Raw genomic sequence first — 18,362 nt, 5'->3', positions numbered from 1 at the left:
AGGACAAGACATGGCAACAGCATTCCTCCGCGCTCCGGCCAGCCGCCCGCTCGTTCGGGTCGAGCACGTCAGTCATCGCTATGGCCGCGGCGATGGCGGCGCGCCGGTGCTCGAAGACGTCAGCCTGACGCTGCACGAGGACGAGGTCGTCGGGCTGCTCGGTCGCTCGGGCTCGGGCAAGTCGACCTTGCTGCGTTCGATCGCGGGGCTGATCCGGCCCGACGAAGGGAGCGTACGGTTCGCCGACGTTCCCGACGGTCCCGCACATACGATCAGCATGGTCTTCCAGACCTTTGCGCTGTTCCCGTGGCTGACCGTGCTTCAGAATGTCGAGCTTGGCCTGGAGGCGCAGCGCGTTCCGGCGGACGAGCGCCGCACGCGCGCGCTCGCGGCGATCGACCTGATCGGTCTCGACGGGTTCGAGAACGCCTATCCTAAGGAATTGTCGGGCGGGATGCGGCAGCGCGTCGGGCTGGCGCGCGCGATCGTCGTCAATCCGTCGCTGTTGCTGATGGACGAGCCCTTCTCCGCGCTCGACGTGCTGACCGCCGAGACCTTGCGCACCGACCTGCTCGATCTGTGGGCGGAGGGGCGGATGCCGATCAAGTCGATCCTGATCGTCACGCACAATATCGAGGAGGCGGTGCTGATGTGCGACCGCATCCTCGTCTTCTCGTCCAACCCCGGTCGCGTCGCCGCCGAGATCAGGGTCGACCTGCCGCAACCGCGCGACCGGCTCGATCCCGCCTTCCGCAAGCTGGTCGACGACATCTATGCGCAGATGACCGCGCGCGCGCCGGCCGAGCCGGTCCGCGACGGGCTGTTCCCCGGCACCGGCATCCAGATGGTATTGCCGCGCGTCTCGACCAACGCGCTGGCCGGGCTAATCGAGGAAGTCGACGCCAGCCCCTTCGACGGCCGCGCGGCGATGGCCGATCTCGCCGATCAGCTCCAGCTGGAGGTCGACGATCTGTTTCCGATGGCGGAGACGCTCCAGTTGCTGCGGTTCGCCGAGTTGCAGGGGGCGGATATTCTCCTGACGCCGGCCGCGCGACGCTATGCGCAGGCCGATGTCGACGCGCGGAAAGCGCTGTTCGCGCAGGCGTTGCTCGCACACGTCCCGCTCGCGCAGCACATCCGCCGCATCCTCGACGAGCGGAGCGGACATGTTGCCCCCGCGCGCCGGTTCCGCGACGAGCTGGAGGATCATATGTCGGAGGATTATGCCGACGAGACGTTGCGGACGGTGACGCATTGGGGCCGCTATGCCGAGGTGTTCGCGTATGACGAAGATGCGGATCGGTTCAGCCTGGACGATGTCGTGTGATCCGGCGGATTGCCGCGCGACTGCTGCTGATAGTCGGACTCGCAGCGCCGGCCTATGCGCAGGACGAGCGGCCGACCGGCTATCCGCGCTCGGCCAACGAACGCTCCGATAAGCCGGTCACGCTGTCGGCGGTGTATGTCGCCGATATTCGCAGCAACGTCTCGGGCGGGATCGCGCGCGGCACGCGGTACCTCGACAATCTCGATCTCCAGGTGGCGATCGACGCGGACCGGCTGGTCGGATGGCACGGCGCGCGGCTGTTCCTGTACGGCATCTACGACAATGGTGCGTCGCTGTCGGGCGATCTGGTCGGCGACGCGCAGGGGATTTCGAACATCGAGACCAATGTGCGGGCGGCGCGGCTGTTCGAGGCGTGGGTCGAGCAGGACGTCGGCCGCAACGCCTCGATCAAGCTCGGCCTGTACAACCTGAACTCCGAATTCGACACGACGCAGAGTGGCGGGCTGTTCCTGATCTCGTCGCACGGGATCGGTCCGGATTTTTCGCAGTCGGGGCGACGCGGTCCGTCGATCTTCCCGGTGACGTCGTTCGCGGTACGGGGCGAAATGAAGCTCGCCGAGCATTGGCTGGGGCGCGTCGCGGTGCTCGACGGCGTCCCCGGCGATCCGTCGCATCCCCGGCGTACCGCGATCGCGCTGTCTTCGCGGGACGGTGCGCTTGTCGTCGGCGAAGTCGATTATCTCAATCGCGGGACGAAGGCGGCGATCGGGGTCTGGGGATACACCGCCCGGTTCGACGATGTCCGGTCGTCCGATCCCGCCGCGCCTCGACGCGGGAACAAAGGCGCGTACGTGTTCGCCGAGCAGCGGCTGGTCGGCTCTCGCGCCGACGATGCACACGGCTTGGCGGGATGGCTGCGCTTCGGCGTCGCCGACACTCGGTTCAATCGCATCGGCCGTTATCTTGGTGGGGGGCTGGTCCATACCGGCATCGCACCGGACCGTCCTGACGACCAGGTCGGCGTGTCCTTCGCCTCCGCCGGGTTCGGCGATCGCTATCGACGCGATCAATCCGGGGACGGCGGCGTGCGTGACGCGCATGAACTGGTCGTGGAGGCGGTCTATAACGCGGTGCTGGCGCCGTGGCTGAGCGTCCAGCCGGATCTGCAATATGTCGTGAACCCCGGAGGCGACACGCAGCTCGAGGATGCCGTCGTGGTAGGGCTTCGCGTCAAGATCGGCCGTTGAGCTCGCGACCCGTGGCTTCGGATGTTTCGCCACTATGGCGTCAAGATCGCACCCTGGCTCCGTCTTAATCTTCTGCCCAGCGCCTGAGCAGATTGGACTGCGTCTTCGCCAGCAGGTCCAGCTCGGGTGTCTTGCCCAGCTGCTCGAACAGCGCGTGCCGGGCGGTTTCGAGATCGAACAGCAGCTCGCGGGCGTCGGCATCGCGGATCAGGCTGCGGACCCAGGTGACGGCGGCCAGCCGTTCGCCGGAAACGACCGGCGCCACGCGGTGCAGCGCGGTCGTCGGGTAGACCACGGCATCGCCCGCCGCGAGCTTTACGTCCTGTTCGCCCGCCGCGGAGTCGATCACCAGTTCGCCGCCCTCGTAGGCGTCGGGATCGGACAGGAAGATCGTGACCGACACATCGGTCCGCATCCCGCCCATGATCGCGTCGTCGACATGGTTGCCATAGGCCATGCCGGGCTCATAGCGGCTGAACAATGGAGGGCGCACCACGTGTGGCCGCGTCGCCATCCGGAACAGCGGGTTCGCCAGCAGCCGGTCGATCACGAGGTCCTGCATGTCGGCGAGCAGCGGGTCGCTGCGGTCGACCTGCTCGTTGCGCTTGACCGGCCGCGCCTCGCGACCGGCGGTCTGGCGCCCGTCGACGAAGCGGGTCTTGCCGAGATTATCTCGCAGCCACTGGAGATTGTCAGCATCCAGAACGTTGGCAATCATGATCAGCATGGGGAAACTCGTGGCATCGGCATGGCGTCGGGTCGCGAGCACTATCAGTAAGCCCTCATGCGGCCAACGGCTTGGCGAGTAAGGAAATATCATGCGTACGAAATTGTGGATGGGCGTCGGTGCCTTCGTGGTCGCGCAATCGGGCCAGGCGATCCTGACCGAAGCAGCCGCCAAGCCGCTGGCGTCGTCGGTCGATCAGGTCGGCGAAGGCGGCGAGAACGAGCGCGGCGAGGGAGAAGGTGAAGGCGAGGGGCGTCAGGTCGTCCGCTCGGCCAAGTCTCGGCATGTCGTCCGCAGCCCCCGTCGCGCCCGCGCCGCGCAGCAGCATTCAGGCCAGCGTGGCGAAGGCGAATATGAGGGTGGTGAAAACGAGCGGGGCGAAGGCGGCGAAGCCGAGCGCTGATCCAGGGATAGAGCGGGGGATGAGGCGGTCAGGGATCACGCGCACCGTCATATGGGCCGCGATTGCGCTGTGCGCGGGCATAGTGGTCTTTGCGATCATCGCCTACCGACCAACTATTGCGGCGGTGACGCGACCTGATCCGCGGTTGTTCGATGCGGCGCTGGTCGCGCGCGGCGCCAATCTCGCTCGGCTGGGGAACTGCGTTAGTTGCCACCAGTCCGCGGGCGAGCGTCCCTATGCGGGCGGCTATCCGATCAAGACGCCGTTCGGGACAGTTTACGGCAGCAACATCACGCCTGACCCGGAGACGGGAATCGGGAAATGGTCACCGGCTGCGTTCAACCGCGCGATGCGCGAGGGCGTGGGACGTGACGGCAGCCATTTGTATCCGGCCTTTCCGTATACCCATTATGCCAACGTGACGGACAGCGATCTGGGCGCGTTGTACGCGTTCCTGATGACCCGGCCAGCCGTGCGTGTGGTGCCGCCGGCCAATACGATGATCCCGCCGCTCGGCGTTCGGCCCTTGCTGGCCGGCTGGAAGCTGCTGTTCTTCCGACCGCAGCCGATCGCAGCCGATCCTCGCCAGTCGGCCGCATGGAACCGGGGGCGCTACATCGGAGAGACGCTGGCGCATTGCACCGCCTGCCATAGTCCGCGCGGCCTGTTGCAGCAGGAAAAGCGTGGTCCCGAGGCCTATGATGGCGGGTGGTTGGGCGGCTGGTATGCCCCCCCGATCAACGCGCGCTCTCCGGCCGTTCGGGGATGGACGGCGGACCGGCTCGATGCGTATTTCCGCACCGGCCTGAGTACCGCGCATGCCGCAGCCGCCGGGCCGATGGGGCCGGTGACGTATAATCTGGCGCGCGCTACGCCGGCGGATGTGCGCGCGCTCGCGACCTATTACGCGTGGCAGATGCGAGAGGCGCCAGCCGCGCGCGTCGAGCCGCCGCTGCCCGATCGTCGGGCATCGGCGTCGCAGCGGCATCCGATTGGCGCGCGCCTGTACGAGGGTGCCTGCGCGGTGTGCCACGAGCCGGGTGCGGCAATGACGGTCGCGGGGCGCCCGGTGTTGCCGCTCGGCACGCCGCTGCACGAGGACAACCCCCGCGACACGATCCAGATCATCCTGCAGGGGCTACATCCGCCGGTTTCGGCGCGCGGGCCTTATATGCCGGCCTATGCCGATGCGCTCGACGACCGTCAGGTGGCGGAGATCGTGGCGTATCTGCAGGCACGGCATGGCACCGGTCCAGCCTGGAAGGACCTGGAGAAAGACGTCGCCAAGGCGCGCGAGGAGGGCAAATGATCGACTTGACCGTCAACGGGGCGGCGGCGCGGGTCGACGTCGATCCCGCCACTCCGCTGCTCTATGTCCTGCGCGACGACCTCCATCTCCATGCCGCCAAGTTCGGGTGCGGGCTGGGGCAGTGCGGGGCGTGCACCGTGCTGGTCGACGATCGACCGGTATTCTCCTGTCTGATGCCGGTCGGTGCGATCGGGACGCGCAAAGTCACCACGGTCGAGGGGCTAGGCACAGCCGACAAACCGGGCGACGTCCAGCGCGCCTTCCTCCACGAGCAGGCGGCGCAATGCGGCTATTGCATCCCCGGGATGATGGCGCGCGCGGAGGCGCTGCTGCGCAAGACGACCACGCCGACCGAAGACGAGATGCGGACGGCGATGGCGCCGTCGCTCTGTCGGTGCGGAACCCATATGCGGATTTTGCGCGCGGTTCGGCGCGCGGCGGCGATGCGCGGCGGCGGGGTGGTCGATGCCGCGGAACCGGTGACATGAGCGGGCAGGCGTCACGTCGCGATGTGCTAGGCGGGCTGCTGGTTGCATTCTCGCTCGCGCCGGCGGCCGCGCTGGCACAGACCGGCGGCGGCGAGGGCAGTGGCGGCCCCCCGACCGTTGCGCCCGATCTGCCGGGGACCTTGGCAAAGTTTCCCGATCTCGACGCCTGGATCCGCATTGCACCGAATGGTCGCGTGACGGTGTTCACGGGCAAGGTCGAACTCGGGACCGGCGTGAAGACCGCGATGGCGCAAGTGGCCGCCGACGAACTCGACGTGGCGATCGAACGGGTCGATCTCATCACCGCGGATACCGCCCTGACCCCTAACGAGGGCGTGACCGCAGGTAGTCAGACGCTCGAGCAGAGCGGCACCGCGATCGCCAACGCCGCCGCCAACGTCCGGCTGTTGCTGGCAGAGACCGCGGCGACGCAGTGGGGCGTGGCCGCGACCACGCTGTTCACCCGCGACGGCGCCGTACTCGACGGGCAGGGACGGCGCGCGACCTATGCCGAACTCGCTGCGTCGACGTCGCTGGCCGTGCGTGCACGCGCCGACGTGCCGCGCAAGCGTCTGGCGGCGCGGCGGCTGATCGGCCGGTCGGTGCCGCGCGTCGACCTGCCCGCCAAGCTGACCGGCTTGCCGAGTTATGTGCACGACATGGTGCTGCCCGGCATGGTGCACGCCCGTGTGCTGCGCGGTCCCTCGTCCGGCACGCGACTGACGCCCGACCTTGCCGCGCTGCGTCGGCAATCTGGCGTCGCCAAAGTCGTGGAGGTAGGGCGGTTCGCAGCGATCGTCGGACCGCGCGAATGGCCGCTCGAGCAGGCGTTGCGGGTCGCTAATCGTGGCCGCTGGGTGCGCGATGCCGCGGTGCCGGCGCTACCGCCCATGCCGGCGGGACTGTTGGCCATGCGCCGCGAAACCCAAGTGATCGACACGCGTCGCGACGATCCCGCGGCGCGCGGCATCCGGCGGCTGTCGGCGCGCTACGACCGCCCTTATCTGATGCACGGCGCGATAGGACCATCCTGTGCCGTGGCGCTTTTCGAGGAGGGCCGACTGACGGTCTGGACGCACAGCCAGGGCGTCGAGCCGTTGCGCCAGGCGATCGCCGAACTCCTTGCGATGCCGGTCGATCGCATCCGCTGCGTCCACCGCGAGGGAGCGGGCTGCTACGGGCATAACGGTGCCGACGACGTCGCGGGCGACGTCGCACTGATCGCGCGCGCGATGCCCGGCGTGCCCGTGCGACTGCAATGGAGCCGCGAGCAGGAACATGGCTGGGAACCGCTCGGCCCGGCGATGCTCGCGCAAGTCGATGCGGCGCTGGATGCGTCGGGGCGGATCGTCGACTGGCGGCATCAGGTGTGGAGCAACACGCACAGCACCCGCCCAACGGCAGCCGGCGATCTCCTCGCCGGCGTCGAAATGGTGCCGCCCTTCACGCCGACGCCACCCAAGCCGATCCCGCAGCCGAATGGCGGCGGCGACCGCAATGCCATTCCGCTCTATCGTTTTCCGAACCAGACCATCGTCAGCCATTTCCTGCCGGACATGCCGGTGCGCGTCTCGGCGTTGCGGGGGCTCGGCGCGCACCTGAACATCTTCGCGCTCGAAAGCTTCATGGACGAACTGGCGGCTGCGGCGGGGCGCGATCCGGTCGCGTTCCGACTGGCGCATCTCGACGATCCGCGCGCAGTCGCAGTGATCCGACGCGCGGCGGACCGGTTCGGCTGGGGACGATACCGACCCGCACCCAATCGCGGGCGGGGGTTCGCCTTCGCGCGCTACAAGAACCACGGGGCCTATTGCGCGGTCGCGCTCGATGTCGAGCGTATCCCCGACGAGGGGCGGCTGATCGTCCATCGCGCGGTTGTTGCGGTGGACAGCGGCGAGGCGGTCAATCCGGACGGGATCCGCAACCAGGTCGAGGGCGGGATCGTCCAGTCGCTGAGCTGGACCGCGATCGAGACGGCTGGCCATGACGGTGCACGCCGGACCGATTACGACTGGAGCACCTATCCGATACTCCGCTTCGCCGATGTGCCGCGCAGCGTTAGCGTGGAGGTGATCGACCGTCCGGGCATGCCGTTCCTCGGCACGGGCGAGTGCGCGCAAGGCCCGACCGCCGCGGCACTCGCCAACGCGCTTACCGCCGCCATCGGGGTGCGACCGAGAAGCATGCCGTTGATCAATCCGCCATCGTCGCGCGAACGAGCGTCGGACGTCTAGAGGTCGCAGCGGGCTGGCGGGCAGCACTCACGAAAGGACTTCGCCTGTCGGCCCGCGCGCACGGATCAAGCGCGCTGCAAGCCCGGCTTGCCGCGCTCGGTGACGAAGCTTGCGTGCGTCGTCAGCGTTCCGTTGCGCGTCGCGATCGTGTCGAGGACCTTCAGGTCGCCGCGCCACGCGTCGCGCGCGATATCGCACAGCACATAGCCACGCTTGTCGATCAGCGCCTTGAGGTTCGGATTTTCCGCGCGCGACGAGCGGGTATAATCATCATTCTCGCCCACACCGTCGGCACCCGAACTGATCGAGGTCGCGAGATATTCGCTGCTGATGACTTTGCCGTTGCCATGGTCCTGGATCAGGTCGCCGGCATAATGACGGTGCGCGTCGCCGCTGACGGTCATCACGTTGCCCGGGCAATGCGCGTCGATGTGCGCGAGCAGGCGGCGGCGGCTGTTCATATAGCCCGACCATTGGTCCATCGAGACCAACTGCTCGGGCTGCCCTGCCTTGTGATAGTTCAGGTTCATCAGACAGACCTGCTGCGCGATCAGGTTCCAGCGTGCCTTGGAACGATCGAGCCCCTTGAACAGCCACGCTTCCTGCGGGGCGCCGGTGATCGACCGGTCGGTCGCGAACGCGTCCGGTCCTTGCGCCGCATCACGATCGCCGTACACCTGATCGGAGCGATATTGCCGCGTATCGAGGAAGAAAGCGTCCATCAGGTCGCCGAAGCGCGCGCCGCGATACATCTGCATGTGCGATCCGTCGGGCATCGACGAGCGGCGCAGCGGCATATGTTCGTAATAGGCCTGCATCGCCATCGCGCGGCGTGTGCGGAACACCTTGGGCGCGGTATTGTCCTGATCGATGTCGCCGGCCCAGTTATTGTCGATCTCGTGGTCGTCGAAGCTGACGAACCACGGCGCGGCGGCGTGCGCGGCCTGCAGATCGGGGTCGCTCTTATATTGCGCGTAGCGCTGGCGGTAATCGCCGATCGAATAGATCTCGTGGCCGAGATGGCGGCGGACCAGCGGCTTCTTGGCGCCACGCGGCTGTTCGCCGCGATCGGGGCCCTCGTAGATGTAATCGCCGTAGTGGAACACGAAGTCGATCGGCTCGGCGGCGATGTGCCGCCACGCGGTGTAATAGCCTTCCTCGTAATGCTGGCACCCGGCGACCGCGAAGCGCACGCGGTCGAGCGGTGCGCCGGGCGGGGGCAGGGTGGCGCCGCGCCCGGCGGCGCTGCGCTCGCCGCCGCAGGTGAAGCGATACCAATAGGGCCGCGCGGGGGCGAGCCCGGCGACTTCGACGTGCACCGAATGCGCCAGCTCAGGGTGCGCGATCGTCTCGCCGCGCTGGAGCACCTGGCGGAAGTCGGGGTCGGCGGCGACCTCCCATGCGACTAGCACCGGGGCCATCATCATCCCGCCATCCGGTTGAAGCGGCAGCGGGGCGAGCCGGGTCCAGATGACGAAGCCCGAGGCATCCGGATCGCCGGCCGCTACACCCAGCGTGAACGGCGGAGTCGGAAAGCGCGGGTCCTCGATCAGGTTGCGCGGGCGCACCTCGGCGGCACCGGCGCGCCACGGCAGCAGACCGGCGGCGGTCAGGCTCCCCAGCGCGGACAGAAGATAGCGGCGGTCGACTTCGTACATGGTCGTGACTCCGTTCGGCTTATCAGCGCAGCATGATGTGGAAAAAGGCACCCTGGCCATAGTCGTCGACTTCGCTGACGTAGCGAAGGCCGTTGCCGACCAGGAACTTCGGCTGGTCGTTGAGCAGGTTGGTGATCTCGTATTTGAACGTCACGTGTTTCGTCACGCGGTGCCACAGCCCGAGGTTGACGGTGGTCAGTTCGGCGCGGCCGTTGTCGTCCTGCGCGGTCTCGCCGATGCCCTCCATGTAGCTGCCGCGGTGCGTGACGGTGGCGCGAAACGCCCCGTCGATCGCGGGCAGGCGCAGCGTGGCACCGCCGTTGACGATCCATTTCGGCTGATAGATCAGCCGGTCTAGCGACCGCGTCCCGGCATCGCTGGTGATCGACATCCGGCCCTTCAGCCAGGTCGCGTTGAAGAACGGATCGATCCGCTGACCGAACAGGTTGACGTCATGATCGGCCGCCTGGAACTCCACGCCGTAGAGCCGCGAGCTGTCCGCATTGAGCGGCTGGCGGACGCGGTAGTTGACGTCGTCGATCAGCTGCGTCGTGGTCAGCGTGAAGATGTCGTCCTTGATCCACTTTGCGAAGGCACCTAGCGAGATGATGCCGTCCTTGTGGAAATACTGCTCGAACTGGACATCGAGATTGTCCGATCGGCGTGGGCGAAGGTCGGGATTGCCGCGGCTGATCGAGCAATCCGCGCCGCCGCTGTCCTCGTCGCCGCAATTGAGCGATTCCGGCTGGGCGATGTTGCCGGGCGTCGGGCGCCCGAGCGTACGGCTGTACGAGAACCGCAGCTTCTTGCCGCCGGCGAAGTCCTGGATGCCGGTAAACGACGGCAGCAGATACTGGTACCCGCCCTTGCTTCGCGTCATCACCGCCGACGCCGTGCCGCCGGTGATCGTCGGCTGGAACGCGGAAAAGCGCGTGTGGTCGTAGCGGACGCCAGCGACCAGCGTGGTGTCGTCGGTGGCGTAATGGAGCGACAGATACGGCGTTACCAGCCGTTCGGTATAGCGATAGTCGCCGGTGATGCTGTCATAGGTCGAATTGGGCACGTCCTTGACGAACTTGGGCCACAGCTCGCTCTTCACCCGCGCGTAATCGACCCAGGGGAAGGATTGCGGTGCGCCGACCGGTACATAGCCGGGATCATAGAGATAATCGTTCATCGCCTGGCCGAGCTTGTATTCGGTCATGTCGACGTTGCGCGACAGTTCGAGGTTGCGGAATTCGATGCCGGTGACGAACCCGAAGCCGCGATCTTCGGGCTCGGCGTTCCAGCCATAGTCGACGCGCGCATTCGCCAGCCCCTCGTTGGCCATGCGGTAGGTCGTCTGTGCGGTGCTGAGCTTGTAGGGCGACCCGATCACCATGCCGGGCTTGTTGATCCCGGTGACGTACGGCAGGCCACCATTACCGTCGTTTCCCGCGGCCCAGTCCAGCGAAAGCCCGGTCGGATACGTCCGAACGCCGATATAGGGCTGCGTATTGTCGTATCTGGCGCGCGTATAGCCGCCGCGAACGCGCAGCGACGAGCGGTCGTCGTGCCATTCGACATTTCCGATCGCGCCGACGGTCGCCTTGTTCCAGGTATCGTAGCGATAGCGCGAATAGATGCTGTTGATGTCCGATCCGCCGCCCTCCGCGGTGAGATCGCTGACCGCATTCTTGGTGTAGAAATCGTTCTTGTTCATCGTCGAGGATTCCCACTGACGATAATTGAACCCGAGCAGCGACGCATAGATATCGGTGCCGAGCGGGCGCCATTCGAACTTCGCCGAGCTGCCCGCGGTCTGGAGGCGGTTGGTGTAGCTGCCATAGCTGTGGTTGTAGGGCACGGCGATGCCGTTCCACGCGGGATCGTCCGGCCCCGCCAGCTTCTTGCCGGCGTCGCTGAAGTAATATTTGGTATCCTGCCACCATTTGCGCGAGTTGCGGATGCGGTTTTCATACCGCGCCGACAGGACCACGCCGAACTGGTCGCCCGCACCGAACTTGTCCGCGAACACCATCTTGCCGCCGCCGCCGAAATGCGGCGTGCTGCCATTGCCGGCGTTGCTGCCGCCATCGCCCTTGAACGACGAATAGATGCCGTAGCCGTCGATCATCACATAGCGTCGCTTCAGCGCGAAGGCGCTGCGCGTGACGACGTCGACGATGCCGCCGATCGCCGCGCCGTCCTGCTCGGCGGTGAAGGTCTTGTAGACGTCGTTGTGGAAGGAGAGTTCGGACGGGATCTGCTGGAGGTTGACCTTGCGCGAGCCTTCGCCGTCATTGCCGATCGTGGCGAGGGTGATCCCGTCGATCGTGGTTTGGTTGAGATCGGGCGAGATGCCGCGGATGCTGACGAAGCGCGGCGCATCGCCGTCCTCGATCGCGCTGATCCCGGGCAGCAGGATCAACTGGCCGGCGACGCTCCCGTCGGCGGACAGCGTCTCGAGATCGTCGTAAACGATCGAATCGCGGACCGACGTCGACTGTTCCTTGTCGGATCGGATCGCGCGTTCGCCCATGACGACGATATCGGACTTGGTCTGGTCGGGATCGGCGGTCGGGTCCTCGGCGTTTGCGGCACTGGCGACGAAAAGCAGCGGGAGCGTACACGCGGCGGACGCGATGAGGCGGACGCGCCGGGCGGGCGAAAGAAACGACATTGGGCCAGCATCTCCGACAGGGACGAGCAGAGCGGCGTCCCGGACACGGGAAGGTGGGCTCTGCCCTTGCACAAGACCGTTCTACGGCCTCGACTGCCGCGCTTATGCTGCCGCAGCGACAGAAGCGCGTCAGTTATGCTGACGTTTTATGACGGTCGGCCTATTTCGGATAAGGCGTGAAGTTTAGACCACGGCTGACATCGGGCGGCGTGAGACACGCTCGTCTCGGCCTCGGTTGGCGCCATTTCCGATTTTACGCAGACCTGTGCATATCGCTATTCCTGGCTTAGCTTCAGCGCTGCTCGATCGGCGGTCGCAGCGGCCAGCTCGGCACGGGCGGATGCGATGCGCGCTTGTGCATCGACCAAGCGGACGCGTGCGTCGGTGGCAGTCTCCTCGCGCTGGTTGACCAGGAAGAAGTCGGCCGATCCCAGTTCGAACCGACGGCGCTCGGCATTGGCCAGTCGGTCGGCAAGCTGGCGCTCCTTGTCGGCGATCGCCGCGAGGCGTTCGGCAGCATTCACCGCGATGACGATCCCCTGGACCTCCACGCCGATCTGGTCGCGCAGGAAACGGCTGCGCTGGCCGAGTGCGTCGATCTCTGCACGGGCCTCGGCGACGCGACCCTTGGCGGCGCGGTTCTGCAACGGGACGCTGAACTTGAATCCGACCGCGGCCTCCAGCGGCGTCCGGTTGGGCCCGCCGAGACCGACCGGGCCGACATCCTTGCCGACCTCGCCGCGCAGGTCGAGCCGCGGCGACAGGTCGTTCTCCGCCAGGATCAGCCGCGACGTCGCCTGGTCGATCCGCGCGAGCACCGCGCGGTAATCGGGGCGCTCGACCGGCCCCGTCCGGGTCTTCGCGACGGCCAGCGCCGCCAACGCGCCGGCATCTGCCGGCATGCGGTCGTCCGATACCGTCACGGGCGCGCCTGCCTCGTCGCGCAGATAGAGCGACAGCGCATTGGCGGCGGCCGCGACATCCTGTTCCGCGCGCACCGCCAGCGCGCGACGCCGGACGAGGTTCTGGTCGTTCTCGACGAGCAGGATCTCGGGCCGTGCGCCCAGCGTCACCAGCCGGCCGATCGCGCTGCGGCGCTGCTCGGCGAGCTGCAACAGGTCGCGATAGGCGCGCAGGCGCAAGCCCGCCGCGACCCAGGCCTGGTAGGCGTCGACCGCGCGCCGCTGCACGCCGATCGCGACCATGTCCGCCTCGAACCGCGCGACGTCGATCTCGGTGCCGGCGATGGTCCGCCTCGCGCGGCGCTCGTCGATCACCCGGTCGCGCAGCAGCGCGAACAGCGCGCCGACCTTCGCCTCGCCCAGCTTGTTTGTATAGGCCTGGTCCTCATAGACCGGGAACGTGCCACGCGACGCGCGATAGCCGCCATAGACATAGCCGCCATTGCCGGTCAGCGGTCGCGTCGCCCGGCCCTCGACGACGGTGCCGTCATAATAGCCAGCGACGCGCGCCTTCGAATCGACGTCGAACACGGTGTCGAACGCCCCCTCGGCGGACAAGGCTTTCCCGTCAGCCTGCCGCACCTTGGCGAGCGCCTCGACGATCTGCGGCGCCGAAAGCGCGGACGATCGCAGCACCTCGTCGAGCGTCAGCGGCGCGACTTGCGCGGACGCGACTACGGGGCACAGCACCACGAGCAGAATGGCGATCATCCGCTTCACTTCTTGGCGTCCCCGTCCTTGGCCGCATCGTCGCCGCCAGCCTTGGCTGGCGCCTTGGGTTGCGCGGTGAGCGCCGCCGCCCCGCGCCGGCCGAATTCCAGCGGGAAGTCGTTGAGCTGGCGCCATATCTCATAGCCGACGCGAACCGTTTCGCCCTGCACCCAGCCGCGCACCTTCCCGCCGGGGCGGACGAATGCATCGGTCGGCCAGCCCGGTTTGCCCGGCCGTGGTTCGACCAAGATGCGGAACGTCCCGTCGGGGGCCGCATTCGGATCGATCATCCGGACGCGCCCGTCGAACATCCCTTGCGCGACCGAAGGCCAGCCGCTGAACTGGATCGCGGGCCAGCCTTCGAACTCCAGCCGGACCGGGCGACCCGGCCGGATCACGGGCATGTCGCGGCCATCGACATACAGTTCGACCGCGCGCTCGACGCGTTCCGGGGCGATCACCGCCAGCACCGTGCCGGGCGACACCAGCGCGCTGCCGCTAGCCGCGTTCAGCTGCTGGACGCGGCCGTCGCGGGGCGCGCGCACGAGCTGGGCAGACTGGCGGTTGAGCTGGATGTCGATCCGGTTGAGCTTCGCGCGCGACTCGGCAAGCTTGGCGCCGGCGTCGGCGACCTTGATCTGGGTCTGCTCATAGTCGCGGCGCGCGGCGAGACCTTCGGCGAGCAACTGCCCGGTGCGCGCGACGTCGATGCCCGCGACCGCGCGGCTCTGCTGGATCGCGGCGATCTCGGCCTGCACCTGCGCGCGCTCGGCGGCGAGCCGCGACAGCAGGTCGGGATCGAGATCGGCCACGCGGGCGATCGGATCGCCGCGCTCGACGTGCTGGCCGTCCTGCACGTACCAGCGATCGACCCGGCCGGGGACGAGCGCGGTCACCTGTTGTTGACGATCGCCGGGATCGAGCGCGACGACCTGTCCCGTGCCGTTGGCGGTCTGCAACCACGGTACGAGCAGCATGATCGCTGCGGCGCTGGCGATCCCGAGCACCAGCATCCAGGCGATCGTCGTCGCGATCCGTGGCGCGCGCATGCCCGCCAGGGTCGGGAAATGCGCGATGCGATCGGGCTTATACGGCATGGCCGGCCTCCTGCTGCGTCGCCGCGATCAGCGCCGTACAATCGGGGAAGCGGCGTTGCCGATCGGGTTCGAGATGGAACCAGCCATCGAGCACGATGTCCTCGGGGCGCCCCGTGCTCAGCAACACCGTCGTCCCGCTCGTCTTGAGCCGGCGCAACACCTCGGCCAGCCGATCGGTCGGGATCAGGTCATAGAGCTGGGACAGCAGCAGCACATGCGGCCGTACGAGCAATGCGTTGGCGAGCTTCAGCGCCATGACCTCGCCGATCGACAGCGGATAGCCCGATGCCGCGAGCGGGGTATCCAGCCCATGCGGCAGGGCGGCGACGCGCTGCCGCAAGCCGACTGTCTCGAGCACCTCGAGCATGGCCGTCGCATCGGCATCCGCGGCGGCGAGCGTCAGATAGTCGCGAATCGTCACCTCGACGATCGTCGGCCGGTCGAGCACCATCACCTCGGAGCGCAGCAGATACATGTCGAACGTCGCCATGTCGGCGCCGCCCACCGTCACCAGCCCGCGCTCGGGCACGACATGGCGCTTGAGCACCATCGCCAGCTGCCGCTCGGCGTCGCCATCGGCCCGCATGACGAGCTGTTCGCCCGCCGCGAGCGTGAAATCGAACCGGGCGCCCTTGGTCACCACGCCGTCGAGACGCACCGCGCCATCGCCAGGCGCCTTGCCGGACGTCCGCACCGCATCCTCCTGCGGGATCGCGTAGAGCAGCGACAATTCCTCCGCGCTCGCGACGAGATCGTAAAACGAGTCGAGATACCAGCCGAGCTGCGACACGCCGTAGAAGACGCCGCTGAGGATCAGCTCGGCGGCGACCAACTGCCCGATCGACAGCTCGCCGCGCAGGATCAGATTGCCGCCAAGCGCGAGCAGCGCCGCACTCGCAAAGGCATAGAGCAGCAGGAATGCGACGGTCTGGGTGAAACTGTAGCGGAAATAGCGGCGATGCCGGTCGACATAGGTCGCAGTGACCGCCTCCGATCGGTCCATCGCGAAGTCGAAATGACGGCTCGATTTATAGAAGCCGTTCGATCCGCCGACGCTTTCGAGCCAGCGCGCAGCGTCGTGTTTGGCATGGCTGAGCTGGACCGCGGAGCGGATCGAGCCGCGCGACCAGATCATCCAGATGGCCAGGATGACGAGCAGCAGCAGCGCGTTGAAGCCGAGGAAGAACGGGTGGTAGAAGCTGGTGACGATCAGCCCGACCGCGGATTGCAGGATGATCGTGAACCCGCCGATGACCAGGCTCGGCACGGCTTTCTGCACCACCACGAGATCGAAATAGCGGTTGAACAGGTCGCCGCGGTTCTGATCCGCGAAGAACGGGTTCTGCGCATGGACCGCGCGGACGGTGATCTCGGCGACGATGCGCGCGAACAGCCGTCGCTCGAACAACGCCATCATCCAGAACCGCATCGCGCTCAGCCCTGCGACCACCAGCAGCAGCCCCAGCAGCAACCCCGCGAGCGTCCAGAGCGGCGCCGGCATCGCGGTATTGGCGACGCTGTTGATCAGTAGCTGGACCGAGATCGGCGTGGCGAGCGACAACAGGCTGATCGCCACGCCATATACCATCGCGAGGCGGACATAGGGCATGTCCGGCCCGACGATCTCCGCGAGCCAGCCCGATGCCGCCCGCCATCCGATATGTTCGCTCGCCATCCGACCCTCGCACCTCACTTGATACAAGGATCGCCGGTCCTTTGCATTGGAGCAAGGCAGCGGTGCCTATCTCTTCGATAGGATTTGCCTATGGGCCGACGGCGCGTAACAGATCGGCAATCAGGCCATAGGCAGGTGCTCGCCCTGCGCCCTGTCGCCACAAAAGGCCGATCTCCCGGTAATAGCGGCCACCCTTGATCGGCCTGACCGTGACATCGTCACCCTCTCGAATTTCCTGCCGGACATAGAGTTCGGGCAACAAGGCGAGCCCCATGTTCATGCCCGCCATCTGCCGGATCGCGTCGAGGCTGGTGCCTTCGTAATCGCGCAAGACCGTTGCCTCGACATCGGCGGCGATCGCCGCGATCTGCTCGGAAAGCCGATATTCGGGCAGCAGGGTCAGCAAATTGGCACCGCGCAGATCGGCGGGGGCAATGATCGCCTTGGCACCGAGCGGATGATCGGTTGCCATCGCGACGTACAGCGGCTCGCGAAACAGCCGTTCGCTGTGAAACGCGCCGCCCGGCACGGGGAGTTGCGCCAGGATCAGATCGTGGATGCCACTGGCAAGCCCGGACGCGAGTGCGGTCGGCAGGCCTTCGCGGACATGGACCCGGAGTGCCGGATGCTCGCGGTGCAGGCGCGCGACGAGGCCGGGCAACAGATAGGCGCCCAGCGTCGGCGACACGCCGAGCCGGATCGTGCCGATCAACGGATCGCTCGATGTCGTCCCGAAGTCTTCGAGATCGGCGACATCGAGGAGGATGCGCCGCGCCTTGTCGAGCAGATCCCGCCCGAGCGGGGTCAGGATGGCGGGTCCGCCCCGCTCGAACAACGTGGTGCCGACGATCGTTTCGAGGATGCGGATCTGTTGCGACAGCGAAGGCTGCGAAATGCCCATGCGTTCGGCGGCCCGCGTGAAGCTGCCTTCTTCGGCAAGCGCAACGAAATAGCTGAGTTGGCGAATCGTGGTTTTGAGTCGAGCCATCATGTACGCTATCCCGCTGGATCAGGCGCCGGCAAAGAAATTTGGAAGCGATCGGCCGTGCTTCCCGTTGCGCGCCTGTCCCACATCCCGTCGCCGCCAACGTCGTCGTCTCGTGATCAATCGATGTCTTCGTACCCTTGCTAGGTCGAACCTATCCCTTAGTCCGTATTGCTTGCCGCACGTCGAGTAGCAAAACACCGCAACGGAGCGACAGAGAGGCATGTCGCGCCCCCAAGTGGGGGTGTGGTTTTACTCCAAGCCTGTCGTTTCAGGGTCCCGAAAGCTTGTCGGTGGCGAGCAAGCGGGGGTGTATGACGCTAGGAGAAATCAACATGACATCACGGATCGCGCGCACATTGGGCGTTTGCTTAGCCCTATCGGTATCGGTGCCGGTTATTGCGGTGGCGGCTAACCCGAAGGTTGGCGGCGCCGCCATGTATGCAAGCAAGACGATCGTCCAGAATGCGTCCGCCGCGAGCAACCTGAGCACGCTTGTGGCCGCGGTGAAGGCCGCGGATCTGGTCGAGACCCTGTCTGGTCCTGGCCCGTTCACGGTGTTCGCACCCACGAACGCGGCCTTTTCGAAGCTACCCGCCGGCACGGTGCCGACGCTCTTGAAGCCGGAGAACAAGGCTCAGCTTGCCGGTGTCCTGACCTATCACGTCGTGCCGGGGACGATCACGGCAAAGGCGGCGCTGGCGGCGATCAAGGCTGGGGGCGGCAAGGCGACGCTCACCACCGTGCAGGGCGAGGCTCTGACGGCACGCGTTTCCGGTGGCAAGATCGTGCTGACCGACGCCAAGGGTGGCAAGTCGACCGTAACGACGGCAGACGTGATGCAGTCGAACGGTGTGGTACACGTCGTCGACACCGTCTTGATGCCCTGAAGATCGATGCCCTGAAGCGTTTCGTG

General features: G+C 66.8%; 14 protein-coding genes. 7 read left to right on the top strand and 7 right to left on the bottom strand.

The window, feature by feature from the left end; all coding sequences use genetic code 11:
* The first annotated feature begins 10 nt into the window (after nucleotides 1–10).
* Both H8S47_RS13180 and H8S47_RS13175 read left to right on the top strand, forming a co-directional pair.
* Entirely contained in the window at nucleotides 11–1,327 is a 1,317-nt protein-coding gene (locus H8S47_RS13180) for an ABC transporter ATP-binding protein (RefSeq protein WP_187504307.1), read from the top strand.
* Nucleotides 1,324–2,535: a carbohydrate porin gene (locus tag H8S47_RS13175; protein WP_328805540.1), complete on the top strand. Its 1,212-nt coding sequence runs from the start codon at nucleotides 1,324–1,326 to the stop codon at nucleotides 2,533–2,535. The genes H8S47_RS13180 and H8S47_RS13175 overlap by 4 nt, the downstream gene beginning before the upstream one ends.
* 64 nt (nucleotides 2,536–2,599) lie before the next feature.
* Here H8S47_RS13175 and H8S47_RS13170 read toward each other — a convergent pair whose 3' ends face one another.
* On the bottom strand, nucleotides 2,600–3,262 hold the full coding sequence (locus H8S47_RS13170; RefSeq protein ID WP_187504306.1) for a Fe2+-dependent dioxygenase: 663 nt from the start codon (nucleotides 3,260–3,262) through the stop codon (nucleotides 2,600–2,602).
* Nucleotides 3,263–3,353: 91 nt separating this feature from the next.
* On the opposite strand from H8S47_RS13170, the gene H8S47_RS13165 reads away from it, so the two are divergent.
* From H8S47_RS13165 to H8S47_RS13150, 4 genes are read left to right on the top strand one after another with little or no spacing between them, the layout of a single operon-like run.
* Nucleotides 3,354–3,665, top strand: coding sequence for a hypothetical protein (locus H8S47_RS13165; RefSeq protein WP_187504305.1), 312 nt, complete (start codon nucleotides 3,354–3,356; stop codon nucleotides 3,663–3,665).
* Nucleotides 3,666–3,684: 19 nt separating this feature from the next.
* Nucleotides 3,685–4,974: a cytochrome c gene (locus H8S47_RS13160; protein ID WP_187504304.1), complete on the top strand. Its 1,290-nt coding sequence runs from the start codon at nucleotides 3,685–3,687 to the stop codon at nucleotides 4,972–4,974.
* Complete coding sequence (locus H8S47_RS13155) at nucleotides 4,971–5,462, top strand: (2Fe-2S)-binding protein (RefSeq protein WP_187504303.1); 492 nt, start codon at nucleotides 4,971–4,973, stop codon at nucleotides 5,460–5,462. The genes H8S47_RS13160 and H8S47_RS13155 overlap by 4 nt, the downstream gene beginning before the upstream one ends.
* Nucleotides 5,459–7,696 (top strand): molybdopterin cofactor-binding domain-containing protein, encoded by a 2,238-nt coding sequence (locus tag H8S47_RS13150; protein WP_187504302.1) that lies wholly within the window; start codon nucleotides 5,459–5,461, stop codon nucleotides 7,694–7,696. The genes H8S47_RS13155 and H8S47_RS13150 overlap by 4 nt, the downstream gene beginning before the upstream one ends.
* Before the next feature lie 65 nt (nucleotides 7,697–7,761).
* On the opposite strand, the gene H8S47_RS13145 is transcribed toward H8S47_RS13150, so the two are convergent.
* The 6 genes from H8S47_RS13145 to H8S47_RS13120 all read right to left on the bottom strand — a co-directional run bounded on the left by H8S47_RS13145 (nucleotide 7,762) and on the right by H8S47_RS13120 (nucleotide 17,449).
* Nucleotides 7,762–9,354, bottom strand: coding sequence for an alkaline phosphatase D family protein (locus tag H8S47_RS13145; RefSeq protein WP_187504301.1), 1,593 nt, complete (start codon nucleotides 9,352–9,354; stop codon nucleotides 7,762–7,764).
* Between the two features lie 22 nt (nucleotides 9,355–9,376).
* Nucleotides 9,377–12,016, bottom strand: coding sequence for a TonB-dependent receptor (locus H8S47_RS13140; RefSeq protein ID WP_187504300.1), 2,640 nt, complete (start codon nucleotides 12,014–12,016; stop codon nucleotides 9,377–9,379).
* 275 nt (nucleotides 12,017–12,291) lie between these two features.
* Nucleotides 12,292–13,689: a TolC family protein gene (locus tag H8S47_RS13135; protein WP_187504299.1), complete on the bottom strand. Its 1,398-nt coding sequence runs from the start codon at nucleotides 13,687–13,689 to the stop codon at nucleotides 12,292–12,294.
* A 5-nt stretch (nucleotides 13,690–13,694) separates the two neighbouring features.
* The gene (locus H8S47_RS13130) at nucleotides 13,695–14,786 is read right to left on the bottom strand and encodes an efflux RND transporter periplasmic adaptor subunit (protein WP_187504298.1); all 1,092 of its coding nucleotides are present in this window, start codon (nucleotides 14,784–14,786) and stop codon (nucleotides 13,695–13,697) included.
* Complete coding sequence (locus tag H8S47_RS13125; protein ID WP_187504297.1) at nucleotides 14,776–16,461, bottom strand: ABC transporter transmembrane domain-containing protein; 1,686 nt, start codon at nucleotides 16,459–16,461, stop codon at nucleotides 14,776–14,778. Before H8S47_RS13125 ends, H8S47_RS13130 begins: the two co-directional genes overlap by 11 nt.
* Before the next feature lie 88 nt (nucleotides 16,462–16,549).
* Nucleotides 16,550–17,449, bottom strand: a complete 900-nt coding sequence (locus tag H8S47_RS13120; protein ID WP_187504296.1) for a hydrogen peroxide-inducible genes activator — start codon at nucleotides 17,447–17,449, stop codon at nucleotides 16,550–16,552.
* 332 nt (nucleotides 17,450–17,781) lie between these two features.
* Between H8S47_RS13120 and H8S47_RS13115 the strand changes: the two genes are divergently transcribed.
* Nucleotides 17,782–18,336: a fasciclin domain-containing protein gene (locus tag H8S47_RS13115; RefSeq protein WP_187504295.1), complete on the top strand. Its 555-nt coding sequence runs from the start codon at nucleotides 17,782–17,784 to the stop codon at nucleotides 18,334–18,336.
* Nucleotides 18,337–18,362 lie beyond the last annotated feature (26 nt).

This window comes from Sphingomonas albertensis (genome assembly GCF_014358075.1).
GTDB classification, from domain to species: domain Bacteria; phylum Pseudomonadota; class Alphaproteobacteria; order Sphingomonadales; family Sphingomonadaceae; genus Sphingomonas; species Sphingomonas albertensis.
The sequence above is the reverse complement of the archived record's forward strand: the minus strand, read 5'-3'. Positions and strand labels throughout refer to the sequence as shown.

Coding starts and splice junctions, on each gene's coding strand:
- H8S47_RS13160 (WP_187504304.1), top strand. CDS start 3,685: ATGAGGCGGTCAGGGATCACGCGCACCGTCATATGGGCCGCGATTGCG.
- H8S47_RS13145 (WP_187504301.1), bottom strand. CDS start 9,354: ATGTACGAAGTCGACCGCCGCTATCTTCTGTCCGCGCTGGGGAGCCTG.
- H8S47_RS13120 (WP_187504296.1), bottom strand. CDS start 17,449: ATGGCTCGACTCAAAACCACGATTCGCCAACTCAGCTATTTCGTTGCG.
- H8S47_RS13165 (WP_187504305.1), top strand. CDS start 3,354: ATGCGTACGAAATTGTGGATGGGCGTCGGTGCCTTCGTGGTCGCGCAA.
- H8S47_RS13125 (WP_187504297.1), bottom strand. CDS start 16,461: ATGGCGAGCGAACATATCGGATGGCGGGCGGCATCGGGCTGGCTCGCG.
- H8S47_RS13180 (WP_187504307.1), top strand. CDS start 11: ATGGCAACAGCATTCCTCCGCGCTCCGGCCAGCCGCCCGCTCGTTCGG.
- H8S47_RS13115 (WP_187504295.1), top strand. CDS start 17,782: ATGACATCACGGATCGCGCGCACATTGGGCGTTTGCTTAGCCCTATCG.
- H8S47_RS13155 (WP_187504303.1), top strand. CDS start 4,971: ATGATCGACTTGACCGTCAACGGGGCGGCGGCGCGGGTCGACGTCGAT.
- H8S47_RS13150 (WP_187504302.1), top strand. CDS start 5,459: ATGAGCGGGCAGGCGTCACGTCGCGATGTGCTAGGCGGGCTGCTGGTT.
- H8S47_RS13130 (WP_187504298.1), bottom strand. CDS start 14,786: ATGCCGTATAAGCCCGATCGCATCGCGCATTTCCCGACCCTGGCGGGC.
- H8S47_RS13140 (WP_187504300.1), bottom strand. CDS start 12,016: ATGTCGTTTCTTTCGCCCGCCCGGCGCGTCCGCCTCATCGCGTCCGCC.
- H8S47_RS13170 (WP_187504306.1), bottom strand. CDS start 3,262: ATGCTGATCATGATTGCCAACGTTCTGGATGCTGACAATCTCCAGTGG.
- H8S47_RS13135 (WP_187504299.1), bottom strand. CDS start 13,689: ATGATCGCCATTCTGCTCGTGGTGCTGTGCCCCGTAGTCGCGTCCGCG.